20 protein-coding genes and 2 tRNA genes are annotated in these 20923 nt (G+C 70.7%); 10 read left to right on the plus strand and 12 right to left on the minus strand.

Features of this window, described 5'->3' with window-relative positions; all coding sequences use genetic code 11:
- Positions 1 to 20 precede the first annotated feature (20 nt).
- Complete coding sequence (locus AC07DI_RS01005; RefSeq protein ID WP_384249258.1) at positions 21 to 344, plus strand: DMT family transporter; 324 nt, start codon at positions 21 to 23, stop codon at positions 342 to 344.
- A 27-nt stretch (positions 345 to 371) separates the two neighbouring features.
- On the opposite strand, the gene AC07DI_RS01010 is transcribed toward AC07DI_RS01005, so the two are convergent.
- Complete coding sequence (locus AC07DI_RS01010; protein ID WP_384249261.1) at positions 372 to 977, minus strand: TetR/AcrR family transcriptional regulator; 606 nt, start codon at positions 975 to 977, stop codon at positions 372 to 374.
- Between the two features lie 164 nt (positions 978 to 1141).
- Between AC07DI_RS01010 and hisN the strand changes: the two genes are divergently transcribed.
- Both hisN and AC07DI_RS01020 read left to right on the plus strand, forming a co-directional pair.
- On the plus strand, positions 1142 to 1942 hold the full coding sequence (gene hisN / locus AC07DI_RS01015) for a histidinol-phosphatase (protein ID WP_384249264.1): 801 nt from the start codon (positions 1142 to 1144) through the stop codon (positions 1940 to 1942).
- A 260-nt stretch (positions 1943 to 2202) separates the two neighbouring features.
- Complete coding sequence (locus tag AC07DI_RS01020) at positions 2203 to 2604, plus strand: CBS domain-containing protein (protein WP_478901359.1); 402 nt, start codon at positions 2203 to 2205, stop codon at positions 2602 to 2604.
- 82 nt (positions 2605 to 2686) lie between these two features.
- Here the strand turns inward: AC07DI_RS01020 and AC07DI_RS01025 are convergent, their stop codons facing one another.
- Positions 2687 to 4156, minus strand: coding sequence for a catalase (locus tag AC07DI_RS01025; RefSeq protein WP_478901361.1), 1470 nt, complete (start codon positions 4154 to 4156; stop codon positions 2687 to 2689).
- Positions 4157 to 4282: 126 nt separating this feature from the next.
- Between AC07DI_RS01025 and AC07DI_RS01030 the strand changes: the two genes are divergently transcribed.
- The 4 genes from AC07DI_RS01030 (at position 4283) to AC07DI_RS01045 (ending at position 7714) form a co-directional block, all read left to right on the plus strand.
- A complete protein-coding gene (locus tag AC07DI_RS01030; RefSeq protein ID WP_384249272.1) occupies positions 4283 to 4699 on the plus strand; it encodes a Fur family transcriptional regulator in 417 nt (138 codons plus the stop codon).
- Between the two features lie 143 nt (positions 4700 to 4842).
- Positions 4843 to 5619 (plus strand): ABC transporter ATP-binding protein, encoded by a 777-nt coding sequence (locus tag AC07DI_RS01035; protein ID WP_478901363.1) that lies wholly within the window; start codon positions 4843 to 4845, stop codon positions 5617 to 5619.
- Positions 5616 to 6512 (plus strand): ABC transporter permease, encoded by an 897-nt coding sequence (locus tag AC07DI_RS01040; protein ID WP_478901364.1) that lies wholly within the window; start codon positions 5616 to 5618, stop codon positions 6510 to 6512. The genes AC07DI_RS01035 and AC07DI_RS01040 overlap by 4 nt, the downstream gene beginning before the upstream one ends.
- Before the next feature lie 62 nt (positions 6513 to 6574).
- On the plus strand, positions 6575 to 7714 hold the full coding sequence (locus tag AC07DI_RS01045; protein WP_478901365.1) for an ABC transporter substrate-binding protein: 1140 nt from the start codon (positions 6575 to 6577) through the stop codon (positions 7712 to 7714).
- A 79-nt stretch (positions 7715 to 7793) separates the two neighbouring features.
- On the opposite strand, the gene AC07DI_RS01050 is transcribed toward AC07DI_RS01045, so the two are convergent.
- From AC07DI_RS01050 to AC07DI_RS01065, 4 genes are all read right to left on the minus strand, one after another.
- Positions 7794 to 7867: transfer RNA gene (locus AC07DI_RS01050), tRNA-Met, on the minus strand.
- A 105-nt stretch (positions 7868 to 7972) separates the two neighbouring features.
- Entirely contained in the window at positions 7973 to 9793 is a 1821-nt protein-coding gene (locus AC07DI_RS01055) for a tetratricopeptide repeat protein (RefSeq protein WP_478901367.1), read from the minus strand.
- A 245-nt stretch (positions 9794 to 10038) separates the two neighbouring features.
- A tRNA-Met gene (locus AC07DI_RS01060) sits at positions 10039 to 10112 on the minus strand.
- Positions 10113 to 10162: 50 nt separating this feature from the next.
- Entirely contained in the window at positions 10163 to 13111 is a 2949-nt protein-coding gene (locus AC07DI_RS01065) for a UPF0182 family membrane protein (RefSeq protein ID WP_478901712.1), read from the minus strand.
- Positions 13112 to 13258: 147 nt separating this feature from the next.
- Between AC07DI_RS01065 and AC07DI_RS01070 the strand changes: the two genes are divergently transcribed.
- Positions 13259 to 13798 carry a PPA1309 family protein gene (locus AC07DI_RS01070; protein WP_384249287.1) on the plus strand — a complete coding sequence of 180 codons (540 nt, stop codon included), beginning with the start codon at positions 13259 to 13261 and terminating at the stop codon, positions 13796 to 13798.
- A gap of 105 nt (positions 13799 to 13903) precedes the next feature.
- Here AC07DI_RS01070 and AC07DI_RS01075 read toward each other — a convergent pair whose 3' ends face one another.
- The 4 genes from AC07DI_RS01075 to AC07DI_RS01090 all read right to left on the minus strand — a co-directional run bounded on the left by AC07DI_RS01075 (position 13904) and on the right by AC07DI_RS01090 (position 17179).
- The gene (locus AC07DI_RS01075; RefSeq protein WP_478901369.1) at positions 13904 to 14995 is read right to left on the minus strand and encodes a YlbL family protein; all 1092 of its coding nucleotides are present in this window, start codon (positions 14993 to 14995) and stop codon (positions 13904 to 13906) included.
- Between the two features lie 97 nt (positions 14996 to 15092).
- Positions 15093 to 15263, minus strand: coding sequence for a hypothetical protein (locus AC07DI_RS01080; protein ID WP_478901371.1), 171 nt, complete (start codon positions 15261 to 15263; stop codon positions 15093 to 15095).
- Positions 15264 to 15425: 162 nt separating this feature from the next.
- On the minus strand, positions 15426 to 15890 hold the full coding sequence (locus AC07DI_RS01085; protein ID WP_384249296.1) for a molybdenum cofactor biosynthesis protein MoaE: 465 nt from the start codon (positions 15888 to 15890) through the stop codon (positions 15426 to 15428).
- Between the two features lie 176 nt (positions 15891 to 16066).
- Positions 16067 to 17179 (minus strand): SDR family oxidoreductase, encoded by a 1113-nt coding sequence (locus AC07DI_RS01090; RefSeq protein WP_384249300.1) that lies wholly within the window; start codon positions 17177 to 17179, stop codon positions 16067 to 16069.
- Positions 17180 to 17370: 191 nt separating this feature from the next.
- Between AC07DI_RS01090 and AC07DI_RS01095 the strand changes: the two genes are divergently transcribed.
- A complete protein-coding gene (locus AC07DI_RS01095) occupies positions 17371 to 18840 on the plus strand; it encodes a zinc-dependent metalloprotease (RefSeq protein WP_478901372.1) in 1470 nt (489 codons plus the stop codon).
- Complete coding sequence (locus tag AC07DI_RS01100; protein WP_478901374.1) at positions 18837 to 19361, plus strand: NUDIX hydrolase; 525 nt, start codon at positions 18837 to 18839, stop codon at positions 19359 to 19361. The genes AC07DI_RS01095 and AC07DI_RS01100 overlap by 4 nt, the downstream gene beginning before the upstream one ends.
- Positions 19362 to 19462: 101 nt before the next feature.
- Here the strand turns inward: AC07DI_RS01100 and AC07DI_RS01105 are convergent, their stop codons facing one another.
- Both AC07DI_RS01105 and AC07DI_RS01110 read right to left on the minus strand, forming a co-directional pair.
- The gene (locus tag AC07DI_RS01105) at positions 19463 to 20218 is read right to left on the minus strand and encodes an AIM24 family protein (protein WP_478901376.1); all 756 of its coding nucleotides are present in this window, start codon (positions 20216 to 20218) and stop codon (positions 19463 to 19465) included.
- Between the two features lie 16 nt (positions 20219 to 20234).
- Positions 20235 to 20915: an AIM24 family protein gene (locus AC07DI_RS01110; protein ID WP_384249313.1), complete on the minus strand. Its 681-nt coding sequence runs from the start codon at positions 20913 to 20915 to the stop codon at positions 20235 to 20237.
- Positions 20916 to 20923: the final 8 nt, after the last annotated feature.

Here is a 20923-nt window from a genome sequence, read left to right on the forward strand (position 1 = left end):
CGAGTACGGGAGGCAAGGACATGGCGTGGCTGCTGGTCATCGTGGCCGGGATTCTCGAGACCGGCTTCGCGGTCTGCCTCAAGCTGTCGCACGGATTCACCAGGCTCTGGCCCACGATCGCGTTCGCCTCCTTCGCGCTCGGCAGCTTCGGCCTGCTGACCCTGGCGCTGCGGAAGCTGGACGTGGGGCCCGCGTACGCGGTGTGGACGGGCATCGGGGCCGCGGGTACCGCGATCTACGGCATGGTCTTCCTCGGCGACCTGGTCTCCACGCTCAAGATCGTGTCGATCTCGTTCGTCATCATCGGCGTGATCGGACTCCAGCTCTCCGGCTCCGCGCACTGAGCTCCTGAGCGGCCGGGCGCCCGCGGGCTACCTGGCCGACACCCACCGCCCGATGGCCCCGCGGACCAGCTCCGCGGGGTCGTCGTCGTTCCCGGCGGGCGCGACGACGTACGACAGGGCGAGGCGGACGGCGCTCTCGCAGGCGAGGGCGAGCTCGGGGTCCCTGGACCGGCCCCGGCCGCCGAGCGCGAGCACCGCCCTGTCCCGTACGAGCGCGAGCAGTTCCGCGGCCGAGGGCACGCCCGCGTCCGCGCGGCGCTGCGCGGGCACCGGCGAGGTGGACCCGGTGACCCGGCTCGGCCCCGGCAGCCGCTCGCCCCAGCAGTCGGTGATCGCGGCCCGCACGAGGGTGTTGGCGCGGGCAGCGCCCACCGTCCACGCCGCCACGGCGGCGAGCCGCTCCGCGGGCTCCCGTTCCTCGGCGAGGGCCCGCTCGACGCCGTGCAGATAGCCGTCCGTCTCGCGCCGCAGCAGCGCGCGGGCGAGCCCGTCCTTGCTGCCGAACTCGTTGTAGAGGGTCTGGCGCGAGACCCCGGCGGACGCCGCGACGTCGACCATGCGGACGCTCGGCCACGGCCGCCGCGCGAGCGCCGCGTACGCCGCGTCCAGTAAGGATTCCCGTGCTGCAGGCATCGTTGCCTCCCCGGGCCGCCCGATCGGCTCCGGTGCCAGAGTTGACGCGCCCGGCAGCACTGTCAATAGCTCCGGCGCACTGTCAATGGCTCCGGCGGGGGCAAGGGCGCGCGCCCCGCCCCGGCACTGTGGATCGCGCCGAACGAGATCGATACTGTTCACCCATGCCCGACTACCACGATGATCTGCGTCTCGCCCACGTCCTCGCGGACACCGCCGACGCCGCGACCATGGACCGGTTCAAGGCCCTCGACCTGAAGGTCGAGACCAAGCCGGACATGACCCCGGTGAGCGAGGCCGACAAGGCCGCCGAGGAGCTGATCCGTGGCAACCTCCAGCGGGCCCGGCCGCGCGACGCGATCCTCGGCGAGGAGTACGGCGTGGAGGGCACGGGCCCGCGCCGCTGGGTGATCGACCCGATCGACGGCACCAAGAACTACGTACGCGGCGTGCCGGTCTGGGCCACCCTGATCTCCCTGATGGAGGCGGGCGAGGGGGGCTACCAGCCGGTGGTCGGGGTCGTCTCGGCGCCCGCGCTCGGCCGCCGGTGGTGGGCGGCGAAGGGCGGCGGCGCCTATACGGGGCGCAGCCTCACCTCGGCGACGCGGCTGCGGGTCTCGAAGGTCTCCCGGCTCGCTGACGCCTCCTTCGCGTACTCCTCGCTCTCCGGCTGGGAAGAGCAGGGGCGCCTGGACGGCTTCATGGATCTGACGCGGTCGGTCTGGCGCACCCGGGCGTACGGCGACTTCTGGCCGTACATGATGGTGGCCGAGGGTGCGGTGGACATCTGTGCGGAGCCGGAGCTCTCGCTCTGGGACATGGCGGCGACCGCGATCGTGGTGACGGAGGCGGGCGGCACCTTCACCGGCCTCGACGGCAAGCCGGGACCGCACAGCGGCAACGCGGCGGCGTCGAACGGCCTGCTCCACGACGAGCTGCTCGGGTACGTCAACCAGCGCTACTGAGGGCCTGTCTTTGAACCCCCGTCTGCGCCCCGACGCCCGGCCCCGCCACCCGGGACGGCGCGCGGCCACCGGCGCACGCGCCCTGAACCGAGCGCACGCCCCGAACTGACCGCACGCGCCCCCTTGCTGGGCCCCGGCGTGGCTGCGACTCTATGAGTCCCCCTACTTGTGAACTTGTGAATCCGTTCTCCAGCCGGTAGCGGAGGCAATCCTTCGCCCACCGGGAGACCCCGGATTCATCAAGGAGGTGGCTCACGCCCATGCTCGTCCGCGACGCCATGAGCTCGGTGGTTCTCACCATCGGCCCCACCCACACCCTCCGCCAGGCGGCCCGGCTGATGTCGGCGCGCCGCGTCGGCGCCGCAGTCGTCCTGGACCCCGACACCTACGGGCTCGGCATACTCACCGAGCGGGACATCCTGATCTCCCTGGGCCTCGGCCAGGACCCGGACAACGAGACCGCCGGCACGCACACCACGACGGACGTCGTCTTCGCCTGCCCCGCCTGGACCCTGGAGGACGCCGCGGACGCCATGGCGCACGGCGGCTTCCGGCACCTGATCGTCATGGACGACAACGAGCCGACCGGGATCGTCTCGGTCCGCGACATCATCCGCTGCTGGGCGCCGGCCCGGCGGCCGGCAGCCGGCGTGGCGGGCTGACCGCGGCGCCGCCAGGACACGGCGGCGGGCCGGTCCCCGAGGGGATCCGGCCCGTCGCTCGTCCACGGCAAGTGGGGCGGGGTCAGCCGCGCAGGGCCTGGACCGCGGCCTGAAGCCGCTTGCCGAAGTCACCGTCGGCCTGACGGAAGTTGTCGATCGCGCGCTCCGCGATCTCGTCGCGCGAGACCTTGGAGATGAAGCCCGCGAGGTTGTCGACGAGGCGGCCCTTCTCGTCCTCGGACATCAGCCGGTAGAGGTTGCCCGCCTGCACGAAGTCGTTGTCCTCGGCGTGCCTGGCCGCCGCGTGGTTGCCCGCGACGCCCGTGACCGGGATGGGCTGCCACAGCGGCCGGTCCGTCTGGAACGGGCCGCCGAAGCTGTTCGGCTCGTAGTTCTTCGCGCCCTTGTGGCGGCCGTCGTACAGCGCGCCGTCACGGGAGTTGGTGCGCGCCTCGGTGGCGTGCGGGCGGTTCACCGGCAGGTGGTCGGCGTTGATGCCGACGCGGTAGCGGTGGGCGTCGCCGTACGCGAAGAGGCGGCCCTGGAGCATCTTGTCGGGGGAGGGACCGATGCCCGGCACGAAGTGCGCGGGGCTGAAGATGGCCTGCTCGACCTCGGCGAAGATGTTCTCCGGGTTGCGGTTGAGCTCCAGCTTGCCGATCTCGATCGGCGGGTAGTCCGCGTGCGGCCACACCTTGGTGAGGTCGAACGGGTTGAAGCGGTAGTTCGCCGCGTCCGCCGCCGGCATGATCTGCACCTGCACCGACCAGGACGGGAAGTCGCCGCGCTCGATGGCCTCGCGCAGGTCGCGCTGGTGGGAGTCGGGGTCCTCACCGGCGAGCCTGTTGGCCTCTTCCTGGGTGAGGTTCTTGATCCCCTGGTCGGTCTTGAAGTGGTACTTGACCCAGAAGACCTCGCCGGCCTCGTTGTTCCACTGGAAGGTGTGCGAGCCGAAGCCATCCATGTGGCGGTACGAGGCGGGGATGCCGCGGTCGCCGAAGAGCCAGGTCACCTGGTGGGTGCTCTCCGGGCTGAGGCCCCAGAAGTCCCAGACGTTGTCCGCCTCGGTCGAACCCGTGTAGGGATCGCGCTTCTGGGTGTGGATGAAGTCGGGGAACTTGATGGCGTCCCTGATGAAGAAGACCGGGGTGTTGTTGCCGACGAGGTCGTAGTTGCCCTCTTCGGTGTAGAACTTCAGCGCCCAGCCGCGCGGGTCGCGCACCGCGTCGGCCGCGCCGAGGTTGCCGGCCACGGTGGAGAAGCGCAGGAACGTCTCCGTCTCCTTGCCGACCTCGGAGAGGAACTTCGCCCGCGTCCACTGCGAGACGTCGCGGGTCAGCGTGAAGGTGCCGTACGCACCCGCGCCGCGGGCGTGCACGATCCGCTCCGGGATCCGCTCGCGGTTGAAGTGGGCGAGCTTCTCGAGCAGCAGCTGGTCCTGGACCAGAACCGGTCCGTCGACGCCCGCGGTCTCGCTGTTCTGGTTGTCGGCCACCGGCGCGCCGGCCTCCGTGGTGAGCGGTCCCTGCGTCACGTGCGCCTCCTGCGTCATTCCTGCAAGTCCTGTCCCTTGGTGTTATCCAAACTCGATCCTACAATGGACTTTGTCTAAGTCAAGCGAGCATCCAAAGTCACATCCATTCGGGACTGAGGTCCCCCGCCTGTTAGGCTGGCTTTCATGAGTGACCTGTTGGAACGACTGCGCGGACGCGGCTGGCGCATGACAGCGCAGCGGCGCGTCGTGGCCGAGGTCCTCGACGGGGACCACGTCCACCTCACCGCGGACGAGGTGCACGCCCGCGCCGCGGACAAGCTGCCCGAGATCTCCCGGGCGACCGTCTACAACACCCTGGGCGAGCTGGTGACCCTCGGCGAGATCCTCGAGGTCTCGACGGACCGCCGCGCCAAGCGGTACGACCCGAACGCGCACCGCCCCCACCAGCACCTGGTCTGCGCGCGCTGCGGCGCCATCCGCGACGTCCATCCCACGGGCAACCCGCTGGCCAGCCTCCCCGACTCGGAGCGCTTCGGCTTCACGGTCGAGGACGTGGAGGTCACGTACCGGGGCGTCTGCCCGAACTGCGCGTCGGCGTAGCCACCCTCCCCCTGCACACGCGAAGCCCCCGGCACCCTCTGTGGCGCCGGGGGCTTCCGCGTACTCACAGGACTTCCGGAATCTGACGGGGCGTCATATTGCCGGCGGGCCCATGTCCGTACGCCCTCCGCAAGGAGATCCCCGTGGGAGACCCGCACCCGAAACTAGAAGCCCACGCACTCACCCGAACGTTCGGCCGCGCCGCCGATGCGGTGCACGCACTCGGCCCCTTGGACCTGACCGTCGCCCCCGGCGAGTTCACCTGCGTCGTCGGCCCGTCGGGCTGCGGGAAGTCGACCCTGCTGCGCATCGCCGCGGGCCTGCTGCGGCCCAGCTCCGGCGAGCTGGGCATCCGCACCGCCGCCCGGCACCCCGTCGCGATGATCTTCCAGGACTACGGCATCTACGACTGGAAGACCGTGCGGGGCAACGTACGTTTCGGCCTGGACGTCCAGAAGGTCCCGCGCCGCGAGGCCAACGCCCGCGCCACGGACTGGCTGACCCGCATGGGCCTCGCCGAGTTCGCCGACGCCTACCCCGCCGCCCTCTCCGGCGGCATGCGCCAGCGCGTCGCGATCGCCCGCGCGCTGGCCGTCGAGCCCGAGATCCTGCTGATGGACGAGCCGTTCGCGGCCCTCGACGCCCAGCTCCGCACGATCCTCCAGGACGAGCTCCTCGCCCTCACCCAGACCACCCGCACCACGACCCTGTTCATCACGCACAGCCTCGAAGAGGCGATCATCCTGGGCGACCGCGTCCTGGTGATGTCCGCAAGGCCCGGCCGCTTCATCGCCGAGCGCCTCCCGCCGTTCCCGCGCCCCCGCAGCGGCGAGGTCCGCTCGGCTCCCGAGTTCACCGCGCTCAAGAGCGAGCTGTGGGAGCTGCTGCGGGCCGAGGTCGGCACGGTGGCGGCGGCATGACCACCGCCACCGGCAAGAGCCCGGCACCCCGCCCCGGCGAGAGCTCCGCCCCGCGCGAAGAAGTCCTGCTCAGAAGGCCGGGTCCGCGGGAGCTGCACCCGGTCCGCACCCATCGCCGCCGCCGCGCCCTGGAGATCTCCCTCGCCGCGGGCGTGCCCCTCGCCCTGGTCCTGCTGTGGCAGCTGGCCGCCGTGAGCGGCTGGATCGACGACCGCGTCTACCCCGCGCCACAGACCATCCTGGAGGACGGCTGGCACCGCGCCGCCGACGGTGATCTCTGGCCGGACGTCCGGGCCACGCTGCAGCGCGTGCTCGCCGGGTACGCGATCGGCACGGTCGCCGGCTATGCGCTGGGCCTGCTGATGGGCTCGCTCTCCGTCCTGCGCGCCGCTCTCGAACCCACTCTCGACGCGCTGTACGTCGTCCCGAAACTGGCGCTGCTTCCCGTCTTCCTGAACATGTTCGGCCTCGGCGAGGGCCCGCAGATCGCGCTCGTCGCCGCCACCGTCTTCTTCTTCGTCTGGATATCGACGATGGCGGCGGTCCTCGCCGTGCCCTCGGGGCACCGGGACGCGGGCCAGGTCTTCGGCGCCTCGCCCTGGCAGATGTTCCGGCACGTCCTGCTGCCCGCCTCGCTGCCCGCCGTCCTGGTCGGCGCGCGGATCGCCGCGGGCGTCGCGGTCCTGGTCATCGTCGCCTCGGAGCAGATCGCGGCGGCGGACGGCCTCGGCCACCTCATCTTCGACTCGCGCGCCCTCTTCCAGAACGACGTGATGTTCGTCGGCATCGTCTGTGTCGCCGTGCTCGGCGTCGTCTTCTCCGAACTGGTGCGGATCGCGGGCCGCCTGCTCACCCCGTGGGCACCGCGCGACCGTGGCCGCGGCCAGTCATGACCTCGACCGGCGTACGCGGGAAGACAGCCGGCGTACGCACGAAGACAGCACTCGGAGGCGCCATGCGCACCCGCTCCACCGCACTCACCCTGCTCCTGGCGGGCACGCTGCTCGCCGCCGCGGGCTGCGCGAAGGAGGACGACGAGGCCCCGTCCGCCCCGGCCGGCCCCCGCACCGTCACCGCAGTCTCCGGCTGCGGCAAGGGCAGCTGGACCGACCCCGCCGACCTGGCACCCGACCGCGCACCGGCCCGCTGCGCCCCGGGCACCCCCGCCCCCAAGCCCCTCCCCGAAGAACGCAGCCTGACGATAGCGACCGGCACCCTGAGCGCCGAGTACGTCGCCCCGCTCCACATGGCCCTTGAGAAGGGGGAGTTCAAGAAGGAGGGCCTGAACGTCGATCTGAAGGTGCTGCCCACACCCGACGCGCTCCCCCTTCTGGCCAAGGGCGACATCGACGCCCAGTGGGCGGCCCCGGAAGCCGCCGTGATGAACGGCATCACCAGCGGATTCGACATCAAGTGGACGGCCGGCAACTTCTCCCCCGACCCGCGCTCCAAGAGCGGTCTGTGGGTGCGGCTGAAGAAGAACGAGCGTGCGGCCCACGTCTCCATGGCGGGCCGCACGCTCGGCACGATGATCGGCAAGGGGTCCGTCATCGCGTACCCCATCAACCGCGCCCTGAAGAAGCACGGTGGCGGCCTCGACAAGATCCGGTTCCAACAGCTGGGCTCGGCGGACGTCCTCACCGCGCTCCAGAACGGCGGCACCGGCTCGGCCTGGCTGCTCGACCCGGTCTGGCGCAAGGTCGACGGCGACAAGAGGTACGCGTTCCTCGGCGGCCAGCCCCTGGCGGAACCGCTGGGCGGCCTCCTCTTCGGCCCGAACCTCCTCAAGAAGGACCCCGACGCGGGCGTCGCGCTGCTGCGCGCGTACATCCGGACGGTGAACACGTACTTCGCGGGCGACTACAAGGCCGACAGGGCCTTCGCGAAGGAGCTCGCCCAGCTGCTCAAGACGGACGAGAAGGTGCTGCTCTCCACGCCGTCGCTGCGCATGGACTGGGAGATCCGCGCCGGCACGACGGACCGTCTGCAGGAGGCGTACCGCGCGGCGGGCGTCTTTGACGGCGCCAGGGTCCCGGAGAAGCGGGCCGTGAACCGCGAACTGTACGAGGAGGCGGTGGGGCACGAGAAACACTGAGGGCCGGTCTCTGAACGCCGGGACGCGCCCAGCACACGCCGAAGGCCCGGAACCAGTGGTTCCGGGCCTTCGGTTTCAGTAGCGGGGACAGGATTTGAACCTGCGACCTCTGGGTTATGAGCCCAGCGAGCTACCGAGCTGCTCCACCCCGCGTCGATGAACACAACTCTACGTCAGGGCTACGACCAGCGCAAATCTGTTCCCACGGTCCCCGTTCTCACGGTCCCGTTCCCTCGCTCCCGTTCCCACGGTTGCGGCCTACGCGGAGAGTTCCTGCCGCAAGGCCTCACGCAGGCGCCCCGCGCGCTCGGAGACCTCCGCGGGCCCGAGATCGACGGCCCGCGAGGCCCACCGCTGCCCCTGCGCGAGCTGTCCGCGCCGGGCGTAGAGCAGGGCGAGCCGGAGCGCCGCGCGCCCGTGCCCCGCGTCGGCGGCCCGCGTCCACCACAGCGCGGCCTCCGGCTCACTGCCCTCGCGGGCGAGGAGCAGGCCGAGGTTGAACGCGCCGTTGCGGCTGCCGGCCTCCGCGGCCTTGCGGTACCACCGCGCGGCCTCGACGACGTCGCCCCGGCCTGAGGCCAGCATGCCCACCCGCACCTGGGCCCGTCGGTGCCCCTGCTCGGCGGCTCTCTCGTACCACTCCTCGCACTCGCTCTTCTCCGCGGCGGGCTCGCCGAGGGCGGGCGGCGCCGCGGCGGGGCGCCGCGCGTCGAGGACCGTACCGAGCCGGTACGCCGCCTCGGCGCTGCCGCCCCCCGCCGCGCAGCGCAGATACCGCTCGGCCTCCCGGTCGTCGCCCGCGCGCAGCCGGGCGGTGCCGACCTGGAGGGCCGCGTCGGTGTGCCCGGCCGCGGCCGCGCGCTCGTACCAGCGCAGGGCGCCCGCCTCGTCGTCCCTGCTCGCGTACAGGATTCCGAGGTTGAACGCGGCGTCGACGCTGCCGGCCTCCGCGGCCTTGGAGAACCACGGCTCGGCCCCGGCGGCGTCGCCGCCCTGGAGCAGCAGCACGGCCAGCGCGTTGGCCGCCTCGCGGTGCCCCGCGTACGCGGCGCGGCGGTACCACTGGTCGGCCTGCGCGGTGCGGCCCTGCTCGGCGCAGAGCAGCCCGAGGTTGTACGCGCCGTTCACATCGCCCGCGTCCATGGCCGCCCGGTACCAGCGCTCGGCGGTCTGGGTCTCGCCCCGCTGCGCGTGCAGCGCGCCCAGCGCGTTCGCGGCGTTCCCGTCACCGTCCTGCGTGGCCTTGAGCCACCACACGGCGGCGCTCTCCTCGTCGCCCGCGTCCCGCAGCAGGAACCCGAGGGCGCAGGCCGCCCTCGCCTCCCCGTCCTTGGCAGAGTTGAGGTACCAGCGGCCGGCCTCCTTCAGCTCGCCGCGCCGCTCCAGGATCGCGCCGAGGTGCAGCGCGGCCCTGCGGTGCCCGCGGGCGGCGGCCTGGCGGTACCACTGCTCGGCCTCGTCGGCGGGCGCCTTCGCGTCGTCGTCGCCGTGTTCCGCGCGCGAGGGCCGCTCGCCGCGCTCGGTGGTGGCCCGCCGGTCGAGCGCGCGGGCCAGGCGGTAGGCGGCCTCGCGGTGGCCGCGCTCGGCGGCGACGCGCAGCCAGCGCTCGGCTCCGACGTCACCGCGGTGCTCCAGGAGGTCCGCGAGGGCGTACGCCCCGAGGGTGTGCCCGTCCTCGGCGGACTGGCGCAGCCAGTACTCGGCGGCGGGCTCGTCGCCGCGCTCGCGGTGGTGGCGGCCGAGCGCGTGCGCGGCCGCGGCCGAACCGGCGACGGCGGCGACCCGCCACCAGCCGGCCGCCTCGTCGGCGTATCCGCGCTGGTGGAGGAGGACGCCGAGGTTGTTGGCCGCGGCGCGGTCGCCCTCGGCGGTCGCCGCGCGCAGCAGAGACTCGGCTCCGTCGAGATCACCGCGGCGCAGCAGAAGGCTTCCGAGAACGCTCATCGCGTCCACGTCGCCGGCCTCGGCGGCCAGCCGATGGCGCATCTCCTCGGCGGCCGCCCCGGGATCCTCCCGGTCGGCCGGCTGCACAAACCGCCCTGTCTCCAACAGAGTTGCCTTGTCCCCCATAACGTCCATCGTCGCACCACCTGCAACCTGGGTACACCTGGTATACCGCAGCCAGTGAGGTCACTTCAGCGTTTTGTCGACATGCCCACAGAGAGATAAGTGAAACACAGATCTCCCAACTCTCCCCCGACCGTGCACCCTTCGCATGTCTTGGCATAGGACACCCGCACACGCCGACCACCGGCCGCCGCACCGGCACCGGTCACACACGACGAAGGCCCGGATCCGTAAGGATCCGGGCCTTCACCTTGCAGTAGCGGGGACAGGATTTGAACCTGCGACCTCTGGGTTATGAGCCCAGCGAGCTACCGAGCTGCTCCACCCCGCGCCGTTGTGTTCAAACCGTACCACGGCGCGGGGTAGCTCCTTGACCAGCCACTACCCGGTCTCGTCCGCCGCCTTGTCGCCGTCCTTCTTGTCGGCCTTGTCGGCCTTGTCGGCGTTGTCGGCGTTCTTGTCGCTCTTCTCGTTGGCCTTCGCCGAGGCGGCCTCGGCCCGCTTCAGAGCCTCCTGGAGCTGGTCCTGGGCCTCGCCGTACGCCTTCCAGTCGCCCTTCTTCATGGCCGCCTCGCCGTCCTCAAACGCCTGCTGGGCGTCGTCGAGCGCGGCCTGGACCGTCGGGTCGTTCGTCCTGGGCGGCTTGGTCGGCTCGTCCCGGCCCTCGTCCTGGCCCGGTGGCTTGGTGGCGCCCTCGACACTGAAGACCTTGTTGAGGCCCTCGCTGAGCGAGTCCGCGAAGTAGGTTTCCGTGCCGTACGACACAGCGACCTTCTTCAGAAGGGGATACGCCGACTTGCGTCCCTGTACGTAGACGGGTTCGACGTACAGGAAGCCGTCGTCCAGTGGCACGGTCAGCAGATTGCCGTAGAGGACGTCGGAGTCGGCGCCCTTCATGTCGCGGACGAAGGTACCGACCTCCTTCATGGAGTTCAGCTTGTTCTGGACCTGTTCGGGCCCGTCGACGTCGCCCTGCACTCTGAGCAGCTGCATCTGGCCGTAGTTCTTGCTTCTGGCGTCGGCGTCGACCGTCATGAACGCCCGTAGGTTGGGCCGCTCGCTCGGGGTGAACGTCGTCGTCAGCGAGAACTGCCGCTGTGTCTGGCCCGGCGACTTCAGCGACAGGTAGTACGGCGGGACCGCGCTGTCGTCCTTCTTCGTCGGGTCGTTCGGCACCTGCCAGGCGTCACTCGCGTTGTAGAACTGGCCGGGGTCCGTGACGTGGTACTTCGTCAGCAGTTCGCGCTGCACCTTGAACATGTCCTGCGGGTAGCGCAGGTGGTCCATCAGCTTCGGCGGGATCTCGCTCTTGTCCTTGACGGTGCCCGGGAACGCCTTCTTCCAGGTCTTCAGGACCGGGTCCTTGTCGTCCCACGTGTAGAGCTTGACGTCACCCGTGTACGCGTCGACGGTCGCCTTCACCGAGTTCCGGATGTAGTTGACCTGGTTCTGCTGGGCGATCACCGTGCGCTGGCTGTCCGCCTGCGACAGGGAGTCGGCCGTGGTGTCGCCGAGCGTCGTCCGTGAGGCGTACGGGTAGCCGTTGCTGGTCGTGTAGGCGTCGACCACCCACTGGATGCGGCCGTCGACCACCGTCGGGTAGACGTCACCGTCGATGGTCAGCCACGGGGCCACGGCCTCGACGCGCTCCTTCGGAGTGCGGTTGTAGAGGATCCGCGAACCGTCGCCGATGGCGCCCGAGTAGAGGATCTGCGGCTCTCCGAACGACACCGCGTACGCGGCGCGGTTGATCGGGTTGGAGAGGTTGACGCCGCTGTCGCCCTTGTAGCTGTAGGTCTTCTGGCCGCCGCCGTTCTCCTCGTAGTCGAGCTCCTTCTGGGGCCCGCCCACGATCGAGTACTGGGTGGTCTTCTCGCCGTAGTAGACCCGCTGCTCGTACTCACCGAGGTCGCCGTTGGTGGGCAGACCGGACTCGGTGAACGCGGGGGCGCCCTTGGAGCCCTTCTTCGTCTCCGTGCCCTTGGCAGCCACCATGCCGTAGCCGTGGGTGTAGGCGAAGTGGTCGTTGATCCAGTTGCGCTTGTCGAGCTTGTTCACGTCGATCTCGCGCAGGCCGACGATGGTGTCCTGACCGTTGTAGCGGTCCACGTCCAGCGTCTTCGGGAACTGGTAGTAACTGCGCTCCTGCTCCAGCTGCTGGAAGGTCGGCGAGACGATGTTCGGGTCGTTCAGCCGGTAATTGGCCGCCGAGTCCGCGTTGTCGCGCTTCTTCTTGGAGTCCTCGTCGACCCGTCCTGCGCCCTTGTACTCCTGCGGCTTCACGCCGTTGATGCCGTAGGCGTTACGGGTCGCCTCGATGTTCTTCTCGATGTACGGCGCTTCCTTGGCCTGCTCGTTCGGCTGAACCTGGAACTTCTGGACGATCGCGGGGTAGAGCCCGCCGATGAGGATCGCCGAGAGCACCATCAGGCCGAAGCCGATGACGGGCAGCTGCCAGGTGCGCCGCCAGAGCGTCGCGAAGAAGAGGATCGCGCAGATGACCGCGATACAGAACAGGATCGTCTTCGCCGGCAGGTACGCGTTCGCGTCGACGTACCTGAGGCCCGTCCAGTTGCCCGTCGCCTTGAAGTCACTGGACTTCACCGCGAGGCCGTACCGGTCGAGCCAGTAGGCGATGGCCTTGAGTGACACGAAGACGCCGAGCAGCACCGAGAGGTGACCGGTGGCCGCCGCGGTCGCGCGCGCGCCGGGGCTGGTGATCCGCAGCCCGCCGTACAGGTAGTGCGTCAGCGCGGCGGCGACCAGGGAGAGCACCGTGGCCGCGAAGCCGAAGCCGAGCAGGAAGCGGTACCAGGGCAGGTCGAACGCGAAGAACGCCACGTCCATGTGGAACTGCGGGTCCTTCTGGCCGAAGGGCACGCCGTTGACCCAGAGGAGCCAGGTGCGCCACTGCCCCGCGGCGCTCGCGCCCGCGATCAGCCCCACCAGGGCGGTGACCCCGATGAGCAGCCACTTCTTGTACGGGGCGATGCCCATGCGGTACCGGTCGAGGCTCTGCTGCTCCATCGACATGGCACTGAGCGGCGGGCGCAGCCGGTGCGCCAGCCAGATGTTCACGCCGACCGCGACCGCCATCAGGAGGCCGAAGACGAAGAACAGGCCGATCTTGGTCCACAGGGTCGTCGTGAAGACTGATGAGTAGTGGACCGAGCGGTACCAGAGCCAGTCCGTCCAGAACCCCGCGAACATGACGAAGGCCATGGCCAGGACGGCCAGTACCCCCAGTGTCATGAGCAGGGTCCGGACACGCCGGGAGGGTCGGCCCACTCTGATCCGTGGCCCCGTCGGGCCTCCGCCGCGGTCCGGCATCTGGAAAGCCAAGGTGCGCACCTCGAAGTTCGCTGTTGATTCGTGTTGGTCCGTCAGGCCCCCGAGATCGCGGACCCACACCTATGCAACTTACCTACGCTTTACTCGGTTCCCGTTTCTCGGGACTAACGAGGCAGGATTGTGACCATGTCCAACACTCCCATGGCAGCGAGCCCCCTCACCCGGGCGGTACTCGAGATCGACGAGTACGTCTCCGGCCTCGGCTGGGACCGGCCCGCCCGCCTCTTCGCGCTGGTCGACACGGCGCGACTGCGTACCCAAGAACCCGGCCTGGCCTCCCAGCTCGGCCTCGACGACGGTGTGGAACACACCGGTCTCACCCCTATCGAGCAGGAGGAGATTCCCGCCGACAAGCCGCTGGACGAATTCCTCGCCACCATCGCCTGGCCCGACGCGGTGGTGGGCTGCGCCCTCACGGTGGAGCGCCTGATGCTGCCGCCGTCCGCCGAGACGGCCGTCCCCAAGGGCCTCGGCGAGGCGCAGCTCGCGAAGTGGGTGGCCGAGCACCCGGACCGCCAGGAGGTCCGCATGACCGTCGCGGTGCTCCGTGACGGTGCGCGCGAGTCCGCGTTGCGGCTGCGCGAGAAGGATTCGCCGACCGAGGTCCTCACGGGCTCGGACCTGGTGCCGGGACTGGCGGAGGCACTCGCGGCGACGTTCGCGTAGCGGGGTTCGCAGGCCGACAGGTCTTCCGTGCTGTACGCGGGTGGCTGCCACCCGCGTACAGCGGTGTCCCCCGCAGGCTGTGTCCCCCGCCGGCTGTGTCCGCTGCTAGCTCGCCCGGCACCGCGGCAGGTCGGCCGTGTCGCCCTTGCTGATCTTCTTCAGGGACTTCACCGCGTCGTGGATGGTGTCGACCTTGACGAGCTTGAGCCCGTCGGGGACGTCGCTCGCGGCGGCCGCGCAGTTGCCCTTCGGCGTGAGGAAGTACTCGGCGCCCTTCTTGCGTGCGCCGACGGTCTTCATCTGGATGCCGCCGATCGGGCCGACCTTGCCGTTGTCCTCTATGGTGCCGGTGCCGGCCACGAACTTGCCTCCGGTGAGGTCGTCAGGGGTCAGCTTGTCGACGATTCCGAGAGCGAACATGAGACCGGCGCTCGGCCCGCCCACATCGGCCAGCTTGATGTCGATCGTGAACGGGAAGGTGTGGTCGGTGCCCGCCTTGATGCCGACGACCGCACGGCCGGTGTCTCCCTCGGCCGCCTCCGTCGTCATCCTGACCTCCTCGGTCCCGGTCGCTTCCTTGCCCGCCTTCTCGGCGGCGGCCGCGTCCTTGACCGGGACGACCGAGAACGTCACCGCCTCGCCGGGCTTGTGCCGGGTGACGAGCTTCGCGACGTCCGTCATCTCCTTGACGGGCTTGCCGTCGACCTTCTTGATGACGTCGCCGGCGTGCAGCTTGCCCTCGGCCGGGTCGCCCTTGAAGACGGTGGAGACGATGACCTGGGACTTCACCGGGATGTCCAGCTCCCGGAGCGCCGCGACCTTGGCGCTCTCCTGGGAGAGGCTGAAGTCCTCGGCGTTCTCCTGGGAGGACTGCTGCTCGGTCTTGCCGTCCGGGTAGAGCGTGTCGTGCGGCACCACGATGCTGTCGTGTGCCAGCCAGCCGTAGACGGCCTCCGCGAGGTTCGTGTTGTAGTCGGCGCTCGTGACCCTGACCGTCGTCATGTTGAGGTTGCCGGTCGTGGGGTAGGTCTTCCGCCCGGAGATCTGGAGCACCGGCTCGCCGTCGTGGTCGCCGAGCGTGTTCACCGTGGGCCCGGGGGACATCTCCGAGTAGGGCACTTTGATGAGCACTCCGGCGCAGAGCAGCGCGATCAGCATCAGGGTGGAGGCGAGCATCGTCGCGGTGCGGCGTGGCATGGAACGACAGTACGGGACCTGCCTGTGAGAGCACCTTCGGGGCCGGTCCGTACGGGGAACCGCGGTACGGGCCCGAGCCCGGGCGCCGACGCGGGCGTCACGTCCCGGTGCGGGACTTCTCCATGGCCTCGCGGAACGCGGCGTAGCCGTTGAGCTCGATCGCGTCGCCGGTCCGTCCGGACTTGCGGTTGCGGGCGGCCCAGCCGCCCCACAGACCCGCGCCGACGGCAGCCAGGACCGGAATCAGCAACCAGGCAAGTGATGCCATGTCAACCTCCCGACCCCACGATCCACCGCAACTGACTGATCAGCAGATTAACCATCTGCATGGTCAACGCTCACGGCAGGGGTCGGGTTACGCAACCGGAGCCACACGGACCAACCGGGCCCCGGGGGCTCCACCCCGTCCCGGCGGCCGCTCCCCCGCGCCTCAACAGGCGCCGACCCACTCCTCCTTGCCGTCGGAGAAGCGCTGGTGCTTCCAGATCGGCACCTCGTGCTTGAGGTCGTCGATCAGCTTGCGGCAGGCGTCGAAGGCTTCGGCGCGGTGCGGGCAGGAGACGGCCACGACCACCGCAAGATCTCCGACGGCGAGGTCACCGATGCGGTGCACGGCGGCCAGGGCGCGCACCGGGTATGAGGCGACGACCTTCTCGGCCACCCGGCGCATCTCGGCCTCGGCGGTGGGGTGGGTCGAGTACCCCAGCTCGTCGACGTCCGCACCGCCGTCGTGGTTGCGCACGGTCCCCACGAAGAGCGCCGTGCCGCCCGCCGCGTCGTCGCCGACGGCCCGGAAGACCTCGTCCAGGGAGAGCGGCGTGTCACGGATCGCGAGGAGGCGGATCGGGTCCTGCGCGGCCTGCTCGCCGGGGTGGTCCATCGTGGTGCGTGCCATGCGGCCATGGTGCCGCACGGCACGGTCATCGCGGAATAGACCTTTCGCCCGGCACGCGCGCGTATCGCCTTGGAGTTCCCTACAGGGCGAGGGCGGCGTACGCCTGGGGCGTGGACGTATGCCCCCTCGACGGCGCCGCGCAGTTCCAGGCCGCGCTCCCCGCGCCCCCGCACCCCTCAGATCCTGCGCCGCGCCTTCCGCGCCCTGCGGACCACCGCCGCGGCGCCCAGCAGCGCGACCGTCGCCCCCGCCGCGCCCGCGGCCGTGGCGTCCTTGCGCCCGAGCCGCCGGCCCGCCACCGTGCGCCGCCCGGAGACCTCGTCGAGCAGCTCCGCGAGGACCTCCTCGTTAGTCCACTGCGGGCGCCACCCGGCGTCGTGCAGCCTGCTGACGCTGACCACCCACGGGTACATCGTGTACGCGAGGTCGCCCGCAGGCGACGGCGTGAGGCCGATGCGGTGCAGCCGGGCGGCGGCCCCGAGGGCGACGGCCGAGGGCAGCTCCATGCGCCGGATCCCGCTGAGCTCCTCGACCTCCTCCTGCTCCAGCCAGCCGTCGCAGCCGACGGCGAGCTCGCCGTCGACCTTCTCGAGCACCGCGTACTCCAGAGCGCTGCACAGGTCCTCGACGTGGCAGAACTGCCAGGCGGGCCGCGATCCGGCCACGACCAGGAGCCGGGGCGACTCGAAATACCGGGTGAGGGCCGTGTCCGTGCCGCCGACGAGGGTCGCGGGCCGTACGACGGTGACGTTGAGACCGGGGTGGGCGCGGGGCGCCCGGCGGGCGAGGCGCTCGACCTCCAAGAGGTCGCCGACGCCGGTGGCCTCGGCGGTGGCACGCAGTTCGGCGTCTTCGGAGAGGGGCAGTTCGTTGTCGGACAGCGCCCCGTAGACCATCGCCGAGGTGCACAGGACGACGCGGTGCACGCCCGCGGCGGCAGCGGCGGTCAGCACGGTCTGGGTGCCGCGCACGTTGTAGGCGGTGCGGGCCGCGCCGTCCGTCTCCAGGTCCAGGTCGAGCGCCAGGTGCACCACAACGTCCGCGCCGCGCAGCTTCTCGGCGATGGCCGGGTCCCGGACGTCCAGAATGTGCCACTGCGCCTGCGAGCAGTCACCCCGGCGCTCGTCGATGGCGATGACCTGCTTGATCTCCTCCGAGGCCGCGAGGCGCTCGGTCAGCAGCGCGCCCACGCCGGAGGCCGCGCCGGTGACGGCGACGACGGGCCCTCGGACGGGCGCCGGGGTTGACGGGTTTCGCGCTGCGCGAACCTGTGGATCTGGGGAACTCACCGGGCGTCTCCAGCGGTTGTCTTCAGTACGTAAGCGAATGACGCGTACGTACCAGGTGGCATCCATCCTGCCGCAGGCCGAGAGTCGGCGAAGCACCGAGGCCCGATCCCGTCACGGTGTCTACGCTGGGTGGTGTTGTAGGGCAGCCGCCGCCGGAACACGACCGGTGGCCTGACGAGCCGAGGAATCCCGTGAGTGACACCCCATTCGGATTCGGCCTTCCGCCGGAGGAGCCGGACGACGGCGACGAGGGCAAGAAGAAGGAATCCCCTGGAGAGGGCCGGAGCGGGGGGCAAGGCGCAGGCGGCCCCGCAAATCCGTTCGGTTTTGGGGGGTTCCCCGGGGCGGGCGGTCCCGGCGGCGGTGACAATCCGTTCGCCGCGATGTTCGGTTCGATGAACCCGAACGACCTGGGCGCCGCGTTCCAGCAGCTCGGCCAGATGCTGTCGTACGAGGGCGGCCCGGTGAACTGGGACATGGCCAAGGACATCGCCCGCCAGACCGTGTCCCAGGGCACGGCGGACGGCGCCAAGGACGCCAGCGTCGGCCCCGCCGAGCGCTCCGCCGTCGCGGAGGCCGTGCGGCTGGCCGATCTGTGGCTGGACGACGCGACGTCGCTGCCTTCGGGCTCCGGCACCGCTGTGGCGTGGAGCCGCGCCGAGTGGGTCGAGGCGACCCTGCCGGTGTGGAAGGAGCTCGTCGACCCCGTCGCCGAGCGGGTCGGCCTCGCCATGGGCGATGTGCTGCCCGAGGAGATGCAGGCCATGGCGGGCCCGCTGATCGGCATGATGCGCTCCATGGGCGGCGCCATGTTCGGCCAGCAGATCGGCCAGGCCGTGGGCGTGCTCGCGGGCGAGGTCGTCGGCTCCACCGACATCGGCCTGCCACTCGGCCCGTCCGGCAAGGCGGCGCTCCTCCCGGTGAACATCCAGGCCTTCGGCAAGGACCTGGGCATCGACAAGGACGAGGTGCGGCTCTACCTGGCGCTGCGCGAGGCCGCCCACCAGCGGCTCTTCGCCCACGTCCCGTGGCTGCGCTCGCACCTGTTCGGAGCCGTCGAGGGGTACGCGCGCGGGATCAAGGTCGACACGGCCAAGCTGGAGGACGTGGTCGGCCAGCTCGACCCGCAGAACCCCGAGCAGTTGCAGGAAGCGCTCCAGCAGGGCATGTTCCAGCCGGAGGACACCCCGGCCCAGAAGGCCGCTCTGGCCCGCCTGGAGACGGCTCTCGCGCTCGTCGAGGGCTGGGTGGACGCGGTGGTGCACGCCGCCGCCAAACCGCGCCTGTCGTCCGCCGACGCCCTCCGGGAGACGCTGCGCCGCCGCCGCGCGACGGGCGGGCCCGCGGAGCAGACGTTCGCGACCCTGATCGGTCTCGAGCTGCGCCCGCGCCGGCTGCGGGACGCCTCGCGCCTGTGGGCCTCCCTCACGGACGCGCGCGGCGTCGACGGCCGTGACGGCCTGTGGGAGCACCCGGACATGCTGCCGACCGCCTCCGACCTGGACGACCCGGACGGCTTCGTCCACCGCGAGCAGCTGGACTTCTCCGAGCTGGACAAGATGCTCGGCGAGGCGGCGGGCGGCGGCGCCGCGAAGCCGGACCTCAAGAAGGACACCGGCGACGACACCGAGGGCGACGGCAAGGACGACGGCGACAAGTGAGTCTGTACGACGACACGGTCCTCGTGCTCAAGGGGTACGAGGAGCAGCCCGAGCTGCGCCAGGCCTACCTGGAGCACCTGTCGGCGCACGGTGACGACGGCATGTGGAAGGCCTGCACCGCGGGCCACGTGACGGCGAGCGCCCTGGTCGTCGACCCCGCGCGCGGACGGGTGCTGCTCACGCTGCACAGAAAGCTGCGGATGTGGCTTCAGATGGGCGGCCACTGCGAGCCGGGCGACCCGACGCTCGCCGCGGCGGCGCTGCGTGAGGCCACGGAGGAGTCCGGCGTGCCCGGCCTGACGCTGCTCGCGGGCGGTCCCGTCCGCCTGGACAGGCACCCGATCCCGGGCCCGTGCACCCAGCACCTGGATGTGCAGTTCGCCGCGCTCGCCCCCGAGGACGCCGTCGAGGCGATCAGCGACGAGTCCCTGGACCTGCGCTGGTTCGCGTACGACGAGGTGGCGGGGGTGGCGGACGAGTCGGTGGTACGACTGGTCGAGGCGACAAGGGCACGCCTGTAGCCGGGGAGCGCCCCTGAAAGGGGCGCGGGGAACTGCGCGACCAGCCACAGCCGGCCCGCAGTTCCCCGCGACTTGTTCCCTGCGTCACCGAAGCGGAGCGCTCAGCTCCAGACGTTGCCCTGGTTCTGCCCCCGTGCTCCCTGCTGGCCCACCCCGAACTGCGCCCGGGCGCCCTGCCCGATGACCGCGTTCTGGGGCGGCAGCATCTCGCTGGGCTGGACGAGCGCGTAGCCCTGGCCCATGAAGCTGAGCTCCCAGCCCTCGCCCGTGTTGCCGCGGCGCCGCCAGACGCCCGAGGAATGGGTCTGGGCCTGCATCTGGACGCGCAGGCCGTTGGACCAGGCGACGATCGCGTCGGCGTCGGCGTTGACGTACCGGTCCGGCGTGACCTGCAGCATCAGCGGCTGCCCCGACGTCATCAGGGCGACCTTGCCGCGTCCGGTGATGTTGAGCTGGTACTTGCCCGAGCCTGAGATGCCGTACTGGCTGTCCACGGCGATGACCTGGTGGGCCAGCGACGAGTCCATCGCCAGGACGTAGCTGCTGTCCACGGTCAGGCCGTCCTGGTCCACATCCACCACGTGGATGTACTGGGCGAGGTTGGCGAGGTAGACCGTGCCCTGGCCGTGGACCCGCATCAGGTCCAGGCCCTCACCGGTGTGCGCGCGGGCACGCTGGTTGCCCCGGCTCTGGTACTCCGCGTCGAACTCCATAAGACCCTGGTAGGCGACCATGGCGCCCTTGCGGGCCAGGACGTCGTCGTGACCCTCCAGGGCGACCCGCAGCATCTGCGGGTTCTGGACGGAGTAGCGCTCCTGCGTCTGCTGCTCGGCATGCGCGAAAAGTGGGCTCTGCATGGTGTGTTGCTCCCCCTCAGCCCCGTGCTCGGAGGCGGTCGGTGCTGTCCTCACTGGGCTGTACGACGACGATGCCTTCTCCGGAGAAGCCCATCTGGTAGGCCTCGCCGCTGCCGCGCCCGATGAGGGCCCCTGCCTTGAAGCTGCGCTTGCCCTTCACCTTGAGGTTCGGGGACCAGGCGATCAGGGCGTCCGGGTCGACGTACGTCTCGTCCTCGCCGCGGCCGCAGTCGACGACGATCGGAGTGCCCCGGGACGTCAGCGCGACCCAGCCCTGGCCGGAGACCTTGATGTTCCACAGGCCCTGCCCGGCGAACTTGGCCATGCCCTTGACCCGCTCGACGCCCCACTGGAGGGAGGCGTCGAACGCGAGCAAATTGGTGCCGTTCACCGAGAGGGAGTCGCCCGCCAGGTTGATGAGGACGACGTCCGCCCCGTAGTCGGCCAGGTAGAGAAGGCCGTCTCCGGAGCACTTCATCAGGGGCGCGCCCTCGCCGGTCATCCACTCGCGCGCGATCTGACGGACGGCGGGCGGATTCGGCTCGTACTGCACGAACCCTTCGTAGGCGACCATCGAGCCCACGCGCGCGAGGAGGTCGTTGCCGGTCTGCATGGCCACCTTGACCATGTGATGGCCGTGGTTCTCCATGCGGGCGGCGACGGGTGCGGGAGCGAAGCCCGCGAGTTGCTGGTTCATGACGAGCT

It is taken from the genome of Streptomyces sp. NPDC044106 (genome assembly GCF_056433985.1).